Origin of the sequence: Sphingobacterium thalpophilum (genome assembly GCF_901482695.1) — a bacterium.
Lineage (GTDB): Bacteria > Bacteroidota > Bacteroidia > Sphingobacteriales > Sphingobacteriaceae > Sphingobacterium > Sphingobacterium thalpophilum.
In genome coordinates this window covers 4,389,072-4,401,129 of record NZ_LR590484.1, presented here as the reverse complement: position 1 = coordinate 4,401,129, position 12,058 = coordinate 4,389,072, and the positions used below count along the sequence as shown (strand labels likewise).

Here is a 12,058-nt window from a genome sequence, read left to right as displayed (position 1 = left end):
TAATTATATATATATTTATGATAATGCCAAAACAAATATTTGAAGATCTTTTCCAATGCCACACCGAAGAAGAGGTAGGTCTCTATATATCTGGCAACGATACCATTTTCCATCAAGCTAACTGGTATCCATTGGGTGGCAATGAAAATAACTACGGTGTTATTGAAAATCAACAGGCCTCTCCTATTGCAGCACTTATTGAAAAAGTCACCAATTCCATTGATGCTACGTTAATGCGAAGATGTTATGAATTAGGAATTGATCCAAAGTCATCTAAAGCTCCGAAAAATATGGAGGAAGCCCGCGAACTATTTTTTCCTGACTATAAAAATTGGGATTTAAGTGGGCAAAGAAAATCACAAGCAAAAAATATCCAAATTTTAGCTGATGGCCCTAAGTTGAATTCAAGCATTACAATATATGATAACGGTGAAGGCCAGCATCCTGAAGATTTGGAAAACACATTTCTTTCCTTATTACGTGGAAATAAAAATGAGATACATTTTGTACAAGGCAAATATAATATGGGTGGAAGCGGTGCGATCATTTTTTGTGGCAAAAAAGGGTATCAATTAATAGGTTCCCGTCGGTTCGATAAGACAGGAGACTTTGGTTTTACTTTAATCCGCGAGCATCCTCTATCCAAGGAAGAAGAAGGTAAGAAGAAAAATACTTGGTATGAATATCTTAAAATCGACAATAAAATCCCGTCGTTTGAAATTGATAAGCTCGATCTAAACTTACATGAAACTTTATTCGAAACTGGTTCGGTTATAAAATTATATTCTTATATGCTCCCTGAAGGAAGTCGGTCTGTAATTTCTCGTGATTTAAATCAGAGTCTCAACGAGTTCTTATTTAATCCAGCACTACCTATTCTAACAGTAGATCGCAAGTATAGGTATCCAAAAGATATAAATCTTGAAAGAGATCTTTATGGCTTACAACGACGCTTAGAACAGAGTGAAAACAAATACATAGAAGACTATTTTTCAGAAACTTTCCGTGAAGAGCCTTTTGGTTCATTCAAAGTGACTTCTTACGTTTTTAAATCCCGAATTGAAGGAAAAAATATTAAAGAAACAAAAGCAGCTATTCAAACTGAATTTTTCAAGAATAATATGTCAGTAATATTCTCTTTGAATGGTCAAGTACATGGGAGTTACTCTTCCGAATTCATTACAAGAGCACTAAAATTTAATTTACTAAAGAACCATTTGCTAATCCATATAGATTGCACTAATATGGATTACAACTTTCGTAAGGAACTTTTTATGGCATCTAGGGATCGTCTAAAAGATGGTGATGACACAGCTCTTCTCCGCAAATTCCTAGCGAACAAGTTGGGAAGTAAAAATGGACAATTAGCTCAGATTGAAAAAAAGCGGAAAGATTCTATTTCAGTTGAATCTGGGGATACAACTGAAATGCTTAAATCATTTTCAAGAAATCTCCCGATGGATACCGAAATGATGAAGCTATTATCACAAACTTTTAAACTAGAACAAAGAAAGGAGAAGCCAGAAAAAAAGGAATTCGGAAAAAAAACCGAAGTTGTAGAAAAAGAACCGTTTTTACCAAAGCGCTTTCCCTCATTTTTTAAATTCAAAAATGCGAAAAAAGGCGGGACGAATGTCGTTAATTTGCCAAGAGGTCAAGATAAATTTATTAGTTTCCAAACAGACGTAGAGAACCATTATTTCGATAGAGTTGAAGAACCAGGCGATCTAAAAATCGCCTTAGTGTCTTACAACAAAAAGAACGACCGAGATGGGGGAAATGCATCTCCAGGGATAGATAATATTGAAGAGATACTCAACATTAGTCATTCAAGTCCTCGTGATGGAACTATCAGATTGAACATTAATGCTAAAAACTCCGTCAAAGTAGGGGATGAACTGGAAATGAAGGTAACATTAACAGGTGCTGGAGAAGAATTTGAGGAAATATTTCTGATAAAAGTAGCGGAGCCAGAAGCACCCAAAGTTAGTACAGAAAAAAAAGAGGAAGAAGAGCCTTTTGGCCTCCCTCCTTTTGTACTCGTTTATCAGGAGAAAAAAGAAGGATATCAAACATGGGATGAAGTCGGAGAAGGCATTGGAACTGATATCTCATTTGATACGGTGATGATTCCCCAAGTAAGTAATGATAATCTTGAGAAAGTGGTGATTAATATGGATAGTAAGGTCCTAAAAGATTTCAAGCGACAATACAAAAGTCAAGATCAACTAGAGGTAGCGGATCGGAAATATATCTCATCGGTCTACTTCCATACATTATTCCTTTATATGATCACAAAAAATCGTAAGTATAGTGTTGTTCAAGATGATAAACCTATAGAAATTGAATCATACCTCCAAGACTTATTCGCAAGCTATTACTCGGCGTTTATCTTGAATTTTGGAACTAATGATCTACTCATGGGAATTAGTGAATAGTTTTAATAAAATTATGGATAAAATTTAATGAAGTCACCAAACAGTTTTTACTCTAAAAAAGTCGTTTAAATATTAATCCACTTTACCAATAAAACAAAATATTATTTACATTTTAAAGAAATTAAAAAACATATATATGGAAATAAAATTAACTATTTTATTTTGGTCAATAACTACAATAGCAACTTATTACTTTATCGAATTTAAAAAAATCAAACGTAACGGCGTTCCACTTCTTGCTATTACAACTATTATGGGACTAGGAATAACCCATGTTTTTTTACTTTCAATTTCTAAAGATTACAATATATATTCCCATAACGGAAATGAAACACTTGACATGAATGCCACTGGGCAAGTTGGGGACTTTATCGGCGGAGTGATTGGAACCCTTCTAACCGGTTTAAGTGTGATTTTATTGTATAAGACGCTAATGGCCCAAAATAGCAGTTCTATAGAGAATCGTTTCTTTGAGCTATTAAAGTTCCACAGGGATAACGTAAATGAGATCGAATTCAGGTACTACACCAAGTCAAAAAAAATTAAAACTGTTAAGGGTAGACATTTTTTTGTAAGCGCGGAAAAGCAATTGAAAAATGCGTTTACGGAGTTTGATATTTTTTTTAAATCAAAGGCCTATCAAATAGAAAGTATTTATATAAGTAAATATTATGAAGAGACTAGAGCTAACATTCTTGTTGAAAAAAAATTTGACAATTTATACATACTTTCCAAGATTGATATTTGTTATTTGATTTTGTTGTTCGGAGTATCGAGAGATGGAGTAAACGAAATTTTGGAGAAAACATCAAATAAATATAATAAAGAATTTATAGAAGATCTACTTGAATATTTTAGAATGAAACCTGTCAGTTCTTCAACTTATTATCATAAATGGTGTGCCCTACTTAACACGGAGAATCCAATCAAGGAAATAGACAATATCAGAAAGGAAAGAAAGGAAAATGGCAATATAAGCACCAAATCATCTAATTATTATCCAGATAATTACGACAAGTTTTATGGCGGCCACAGGTTCCGTTTAGGCCATTATTTTAGGCATTTATATCAAATAGCTTGTTTTGTCCATTATAATCAATATTTAACAGAAGAAGAGAAAATTGGATATATGAGAATTGTTCGAGGGCAATTATCAGATTACGAACAACGACTGTTTTTTTACAATAGTATCTCTCAACTTGGAAAGAATTGGGAGATATCGGATTCAACTGGTAAATCAATTGAAACGAATAATCGCCTGATAACAAAGTATGGCATCATCAAAACAATTTCGATGACTCCGTTAGCCGATGGTTTAAAGCCGGAACAGATATATCCATTAAAGCTTAAAGCTTCACCTCATTTCTAATGTAATTAATAACAATGGAAAGAAAAAATATAGAAAACTTGAAACTGTACATCCCCATTTGATGGTCAATACAGCACGTTTCTCACTAAGTTGAATACCGCTCTAAAGTTAGATTGAGATAAGGAAAAACGGTTGGCATACGCCCGCCTGCAGCATGATATGCCAGCCATTGACAAAGTTTGTTCACATTCACAAAAAACTATTATTTTTTCTGCATATACCTTTTTTATGACAAATTTTAAATAAAAGAAGTTATTGCCTGTGTTACGCCCAAACCTTAGCTATTATTATAAGACCCAATAAGCATTGGAATGCTTATTGGGTCTTACAAATTAACATCGATTGCTAAGAATAATAGCAGTGATATAGCTATTTTGGGTTAATTTTGCCTACAACATCCCCAATAATAATAACACCATGTTTCTTAGTATCCACATTTTCGATTGGCATTATTCCCGCAGATAAAAATAAATCATCAACGTGTTCTTTTGAGCTAATTGCCCATTTATGAATAGTCTCTAGCCCTATAGATTCTGTAGAAAGTTCACTCTCCTCAATTTCATCCTGATTATCCCACCAGCTATTGAAAGAAGTCTTCATCAGATCGACAAAAATTTTTCCATCTGGCGAATCTATAAAATTATCCTTCGAATAATAAGCATAATCTTTCTGAATTGCCCTAATGATTAATTTCTGATAGCTCGGCCACTGCTTTGGATCAGTTCCTTTGATCAAGGCCGGCCTTATTACATTTAAAATAGTAAGCCAATTATCCTCACCTAATGAGTTAATCTCTCCCACAAACTCCTCATACTTATCAATTAAGGGTAAGCCATTTTTATATAAATCCAACGCCATCACTAATCCCACTTGGAAGGCTTTGGTGTTAGCAGAATCATATGCAGAATTAACATTTTTTTCACTTTCCGAATAAATTTTAGCTCGCTCCTGTTTAAATCTCTTTTCAATTTCTTCAATAGCTGTCAAATAGTTATGTAGAGTACTATTTAATTTCGTTCTACTCGTTTCCTTATTCTTGAACGTATAATATAAGCCCTCTCCACCACAAAATACTTCTTCCCAAACTGATCTTTGATAAGTGTTCATACCATCAGTATACCAATCTCCAATTGCACAGATAGCCTCGAAATGCTTTTTATACAAAATAAAATTGTTAAATATATAATAAAGAGGAATATGCAATCTCTTTCTATACTCGTTTTCAAAAGCTGTCATTTTATGAGGATTTTTTAAAACGACGGTCTTAGAAACCAGGGACTCCTCTACAGGCTCAATATCAAAACCATTAAAATCCTTTGAATTAAAAATATTTCCGAATTCAATAATATTTCCTTTAAAATTATCACGGCTACGGTATTGGTGAAGTTGATTAAATGTTCTGGAGCCTAAGGTTAGCCAAGATGCTATATCATAAACAAATTCCGGATTAGTTATCGAAAAGACATTATTGGTGGATACTGATATATCGGAATCTTTATCAAATTCCGAGTGTAAAAGAGATAGCTCATCATATTTAAAAGATTTATCTTTAGCTAATTCTGAGTAAAAAAATCTTGTTATTAATGAAGCGATTTCGGAATCGTTTAGTAAGATTTTTCTTGACTTACTTACTCTCTTTGCTGTATTATTTACATCCACAAATAACTTCCTAGAAATGTATTTTGGTTCAATATCTCCATCTTCATCCTCAAACCATATTAGAGTAATCGGTAAATCAGCATTTAAATTGCCTTCAACTTTAACTTCATTATAAAACGCAGGATACACACTGCTATCTTTGTCAGAATATGCACCACTAGCGACTCTGAATGCATTTGCCCTATGTTGCCCATCTAGAACAACGACTTCTATGTCTTTTAGGTCGATCGACAATATTCCTAAATTTGAAACATCACCACCAATATTAAAGAGCTCAACTTTCCACTTGTTCTCAAAATTCAATATCCTATTTTGTTCATTTTCCTCTTCCATCCGTTTTGGGTATGCTACGTCTAAACCCTCTTTTAAGTAATCATTCGGTAGCAAAACAGCGAGAATAGCAGGAAAAAAGGATATATTAGGTTTTTCTTCCGTAAGGTAGGGAATTAGGTCATAAGCGACTCTAAAATCATCTAAATTCCTTTGCAATAAAGAAGAAAGATCCTTTATATCTTTGGCTTTAACCCTCTCTCTCATTGGCTTAAGCTCCGATAATAATGTAAAAGAGTCGCTCTTTCTATCTTTCCCACTTGCAATTGTAGAAAAGTATTTCACTTTCACCCTCTTATTAGGTAAATCAAAATCACCAAACATACCGTATAATTCGATATATTTTCTTTTCTGAATATTTCTCCCTTCAATCTTTTTATTTCCTGCCATATAACGGTGTGTAAATTCTATTTAAATATTTCTCAACTCCCTGTAAATCCTGCCAAGTATACTCTTTTGGCATTTCAATAGTCCTTATCAGTAGAGATCCAAGCTGTATTGACCGAAAAGATTTTATACTGTATCCTATCCTTTGCGCGAAATGTTGTGACTCTATAATCGTATCAAACTCAGTTTTTCTAACCGGTGAGGGGTTTACAAGCTTGACTTTGTCATAATATATATCTGTAAGTTCTTTCGCGTGCTGGCTCAAGCGCTTATTCAAATTTGATGATATCCCAATATACAGAGGCGGGCTAAATGCCATGCTTGCAATTTTGCATAACTCTCTATCTATACTTAAGTCAGTAAAATGTTTTTGATTAAATGTAGCTTTCGCGCGTCCAACATAGCCTTCACTTAGATTGCCTTCTACAGAAATCTTGATACTTTTCTGCTTGAAAACTTTATGATACTCAGACATATCCGGCTGATCAGCAATAAGATACCATGCATATATACCTGGTGACTTAGGAATTTTATAAAGTTCATTTAGCCTATAGAAGCAATGATTTTCGACAGTTGACGTAATAAGAAGATCATTCCAATAATCAAAAACTTTATGACTCATATATTATATCCTTAAATAAAGCAACTAGCACAACCGATCTCTTCCTCAGGATTCTCCATCAGAATGTCCATTAATTTGGAACTCTTAAACTTTTTCTGATTTTTAAGTCTTTTCTGACGTTTTATATATTCTCGTTTAATTTCAAGAACGCGCTCTGGCCGACTAAGCTGTTCTAGCGATTCATCCTGACTCCAAGAAAAATCACCACGCTCATATGCACTAGCTTCTGCAAATAACTCTGGATGTTGCTCAAGAAGCCATACCCACTCTATCTTTTGTTGAAAAAAACAAAAATAACATCCGGACCGACTTCTATTATAAGTGGCTGTTTCACCGTCTACTTCAAACTCGATATCCTTATAATAGGCAGGAATCCCAACACCACTATCTTCTAATAAAGCAAAAATATCTTTAAGCACAAGAATATCGTTATTGCCTATCAAAGGAAATGTACCGTCCATGCCCCCTATTGGGTAATTTTCCCTTTTGGCTACATGCAGTGCAAGTTTATTATAGTCCTCTATACCTAAATTTATAAGCTGATCAAGCTTTCCCTTGTCAGTGAGAAAAATGTTATCTATTGGACGCCCCAAAACTTCTAAGTATCGCAACAATTTTTCAGAATCGATATTTTCCTCAGCCCAAGCGAGTCTATCGTTAATTTTTGTATTATCAAGAATTTTTCTTACAAGATCTGCGCTCCATATATTTTGTCTAAATGGATAAATTGACTGAATTGTTGATTTATTAGATATATATCCCTCCCTATCTTCATCCCCTCTAATGCCTACATACGAAATCACAGGATCGTCACCAACAAATTCTTCAAATACATCCAATTTCAAAGTTTTGGTACACCAGCGGTTTTTTGTACTTGGAAGAAACCCTCCGAGAGTTTTCATTTTATGATCAAATGGCGTTTCGACACTGTCATCGAAAGCTTTGAGTTTAATGATCCTCTTACCAAGATACACTTCGAGATTTCTGATAAGCTGATAGGTCTCTTCAAGTTCCTTGCCCGTATCTGCTGTATAATATTCAATATCTAGCTCTGGGTAATTATTTTTCATGTAAATTGCTAAAGCAGCACTATCTTTACCTCCCGATATACCCAAAACATGTCTCACCCTCTTAGTCGTAGCCATATCAATCCATTTGATCCTTTAATAATTTTGCCAATATAAATATATTCAATTCCCGATCATTTGTCAAATATTGACTAAATTCCGTTCTTTTCTTCTCGACTTCTTTCTGCTTCGATTTGGGAATGCTTAGTACCTGCTTATTTAGCCCTTCTTTTAAACTCGTAATTTCAATTTTTACTGCATCGTGAATGTAGTCATTAGCAACTTTATCTTCAATTTCAGTAAAATTCTCTAATTCATGCACCCACTCTTTGAATTTGACAAAAAGCACAACTTCCTCTTCATCATTAATTTCTTCCAGTTGTTTGCCAATAATCGAGTGAGATAAAGAACTAAGAAAAGTTGTCTTATCGTCCAAATTTGAATTTAACCGTTGTAAAAACACTCTCAGATGTGGCGAGACAAGATAGGGCTTCAAACCGATGAATCGATCTTGAATAATTTTTTTCCAATCTGCAAATTCCAGAATAGAATCTCCCCCCACAATCTCTTCCAGTACGAATTCTTCAAAACGTTGAACCAATCCGCTAAAGGAAGATCGGATATCGGTAATCGACTGACGTAGTTCGACAAAGAAACGCTCTAATTTTTGTGGGCTATCGTCCAGCTCTTTTAACGTATATCCCAAAGCACCTGGAAAATCTTCAAAAAATGTTTTCTCTGGGTCTGTAGACTCCGCTATAGCCTTTCGCAAGTTTAAAACTTCTTTCGTTAACTTATTTGTCTTTTTTGCATATTCCGGAAGTTGTATATAAAAGGATAAAAATGGTCGAATCATTTCTATAAACCCAGTATTGGAGCTCTTCTCAACCTTATTCTGGCTCAGTAATTCACGATACTTATTAAAAACCGACAAATGGATTCCGGTCGCAGAAAATGATTTTATCGAAAAGTCGGCTGGATTCTTGACAATCAAATCAAGAATATTTGCATTTAATTGCGGAATAAATCCATCTTTATTGAAAATTGAAAAGTCGGACTGTTTTACAAGCAGGAATAACGGTAAAACAAAATCAATCAGTCCTTTTTTTAACTTAAATGGGCGATCCAATAGTCTGTCGACAAACTCTTGGAGACTGATCTTTGACACCCTTGCTTCATCTAAAAATGCCAAAAACATTTCCCACATTCGTCGAAAACCTTCGGAAGTGGGCGAAGTCAATTCATAAACTCCAAATTCGCCCTTAGCATAAAAGCCATTACTTTTTAATAATGAATAATATATGGTTTTCTCTGGCGGATAAAGACTAGGATTAAAAGCAAAATCCTTCTCTCCTAAATTATCACAAATTATATTAAATAGAGCTTTTCTAGCAGTGAGAATTGGCGAAGACAACTTTGTCTTATTCACCATCTCGTTTTTAAAAACAGGTGCACCGAAATAAACTTTATCGACAACCGCACTTAATAATCCATTAAGCTCTCGCCACGTGTTGATTTTCTCCGCATAGTCAATTCCATTAAAGAAGATACTCACTTCGTTAGGGTCAATTTTATAGAGCACATCTAAAACCATGTCTTTCAACAGCTCTAAAGATTGTTCCAATTGAACTGTAAACTCTTTTTTTGCAATATTATCATCACCGTGCTTCGCACGAGCGTACTTAATCTGCTCTACCAGTGTAATATTGTGGTGAATTTCCTTTGAATTTTTATATACTATATAGAGAATTGCCTCCTCTTGGTCAGCGCTTAATGCACGAGTATTTTCAAGCTCAGAAGCTGAAAACACAAGATTGATAAACCCGTCTATTTCTCCCTCTGGTTTTAAAGTTAACGGTTCATCTGAAAATCTAAATGCAAAATATCGAGGAGTTCCTTTTTCAAGCAGAGCTCGCTTCGCTAAAACGGATGGAAGTTCTATGTGATCAGCCAAGTAAGACCCTATGCTTCTGATGTCTGAAGTAAATTTCTTAGCATGCTCGATCTCCCAATCAATATCTACATCGGTTTCCTCAACAAGCACAAATTTCTTGCTCTTATCTCGATAACGTATTATACTAAGATTAGTCAGACGCTTTATTTCATCTGTAATAGATTCATAACCTAATACGATCTTGGTATAAGCAGATAGGAACTCGCTACCAATTGACATCGATTTACGAGAAAATAACTGTAATAAGCCGATAATTTTAATTAGAGAAACACATTTAGCTAATTGCACTCCTGTAAAAATTCCCTCGGCTTTCTCAATATTATCATGGATTAAACGCCATATTTGAAAATCACGGTTTTGTTTAACAAGAAGTTGCTGGCTATAGTGATAAATTAAGTAATCATATACATTTTCAAGACCATAGAAAATATTATTCCCCTCTTTCAGAAAATGTTGGATACCTCTATAATCCTCTCCGTCTAAAAATGTAAAAAGAGAACGGTCATTTTGACCGTAACGCTGAAGAGCCATTGTTAATATACTACCGGATAATAATTCAAGAGGGTATAATGCTCTAATTATATCTAACGAGAAATACTCATTAGATGGAAACGCATTAGATTGCACAATTATATCAGCCAATTCCGAAATGTGCGCATGATCATAGTTATGTGTTTGATCTTTTAATCGTTCCGCAGCAATTAACAATAATTGTTCAGAAGGAACGTTAAAAGGTATTTCTCGAAATCGTCCTTTAACTTTTTGCCACTCCTTCCTTTGTGCTTCACTTAAATGATATGCATAAGCTGAAAAGTCTTGATGCAACGTAGTAAGCATAATAGTATTCCCACTATCGTCATTGACAAATTCGGACAACTCTTGTATAAAATAGAAGCTTTTCTCAGGATTGTGCTTAGCTGCATACTCTAAAAACTTACCAAACTCATCAATTCTAATGATCAGAGCCGTACCTTCTTCTTTTAAGCTCTTGGTATATTGCTTTAATGATATAATTACATTTTTGGGCTCACATTGCAACTTTTCCGCAAAACTTTCCTGGAAAGACGAGTATTCACCAATAAGATCCAGAGTTATGTATTTTGTATATCCTTGAATAAAGTAGTCAAAATGATCAAAAAACTTATTTTCTTTTTGCACCGCATTCGCCAGAGCCCATAAAAAAGTAGATTTACCCGTACCGTATGCTCCAATAATAGCGAACGTTCGATATCCTAAATTAGCAGAACTGACTATTTGCTCAAATGCATGTTGTCCGTTTAACGTTTTTATATAATTCAATTCGCGGTCTCTGTCACGGATAATATTGACAGAAGGAGAATAACTATAAACCTGCATAAGCCAAATTGTAGTAGTTTCTTAATAATTGGTACTTTTCCAAGCTCGGAGCCAATTGTAGCACTGGATTCCCAGCAGTTTCAGAGTATGTTCCATATTCCGCAGGAATATTGCGTAAATAGTCAATTATAGCACTTTCAGTCATCATAAACACATTTCCTACCGAGTTATAGTCATTTGCCAATTGATTTATACTAATTGAAGTACCGTATTTTTCATTATCTAAAATCGAATATAGGAGAGCCTCCAGTGGGACACTTCTATACTTCATATTAAACACATACACATCTATTAACTTATTTTGGGTATCCATCCTCTCATAATGATCAATCAAATTCAGCTCCTGTAGAATAGTACCATAAGCGTCCTCCATATCATTACTACCAAACCTCGTATAATTACCGAAAAAAACTTTAATATCGGAATCAAGTGTTTTATCGCTAAACACTGCTTTTGCATCTTCCATTTGCCGCTTTAAAAATGTAAGCAAACGAGGCTTCGTAAACTCCCCTCTTTCCCTCCTAAATACATTAAAAACTAATGAATAAATAGATGCTTTCTCGACCTTTAACAAGTGGTAATGTAATAACCATAGGGTCATCGTATCTTCAAGATATGGATCCACTCCGTTGTCTCCAAATATAAAGTCCGCAAACTCTGTGGTACGGTCCGTTTCGTCAATAATACCAAAAGCTTTAAGCCAAAAACGAATGGACGTGACCATGTTCTTACCGACACCGAGATCCACCACCGCATCGTCGTCGGTAAATCTTTTGCCGGCCTGCACAAAGTCATAGCCTTTTTTTAGCCAGTATATTTTACACGAAAAAGTCTCGTGTCCTGAAAATGATAATTTTGCCATTAATAATTTTTACA

7 protein-coding genes are annotated in these 12,058 nt (G+C 34.6%); 2 read left to right on the top strand and 5 right to left on the bottom strand.

What is annotated here, in order from left to right:
* The first annotated feature begins 23 nt into the window (after positions 1–23).
* Complete coding sequence (locus FGL37_RS18360; RefSeq protein ID WP_028071628.1) at positions 24–2,438, top strand: hypothetical protein; 2,415 nt, start codon at positions 24–26, stop codon at positions 2,436–2,438.
* Positions 2,439–2,574: 136 nt separating this feature from the next.
* A complete protein-coding gene (locus FGL37_RS18355) occupies positions 2,575–3,807 on the top strand; it encodes a putative phage abortive infection protein (protein ID WP_028071629.1) in 1,233 nt (410 codons plus the stop codon).
* Between the two features lie 369 nt (positions 3,808–4,176).
* Here the strand turns inward: FGL37_RS18355 and FGL37_RS18350 are convergent, their stop codons facing one another.
* From FGL37_RS18350 to FGL37_RS18330, 5 genes are read right to left on the bottom strand one after another with little or no spacing between them, the layout of a single operon-like run.
* Entirely contained in the window at positions 4,177–6,186 is a 2,010-nt protein-coding gene (locus FGL37_RS18350; protein ID WP_028071630.1) for a DNA sulfur modification protein DndB, read from the bottom strand.
* Positions 6,173–6,805, bottom strand: a complete 633-nt coding sequence (locus FGL37_RS18345; protein WP_028071631.1) for a hypothetical protein — start codon at positions 6,803–6,805, stop codon at positions 6,173–6,175. The genes FGL37_RS18350 and FGL37_RS18345 overlap by 14 nt, the downstream gene beginning before the upstream one ends.
* Positions 6,806–6,816: 11 nt before the next feature.
* A complete protein-coding gene (locus FGL37_RS18340; RefSeq protein WP_037534193.1) occupies positions 6,817–7,950 on the bottom strand; it encodes an adenine nucleotide alpha hydrolase family protein in 1,134 nt (377 codons plus the stop codon).
* Between the two features lies 1 nt (position 7,951).
* Positions 7,952–11,182 (bottom strand): NACHT domain-containing protein, encoded by a 3,231-nt coding sequence (locus FGL37_RS18335; protein WP_037534195.1) that lies wholly within the window; start codon positions 11,180–11,182, stop codon positions 7,952–7,954.
* Positions 11,169–12,044, bottom strand: coding sequence for a DUF4007 family protein (locus FGL37_RS18330; RefSeq protein WP_028071634.1), 876 nt, complete (start codon positions 12,042–12,044; stop codon positions 11,169–11,171). The genes FGL37_RS18335 and FGL37_RS18330 overlap by 14 nt, the downstream gene beginning before the upstream one ends.
* Positions 12,045–12,058: the final 14 nt, after the last annotated feature.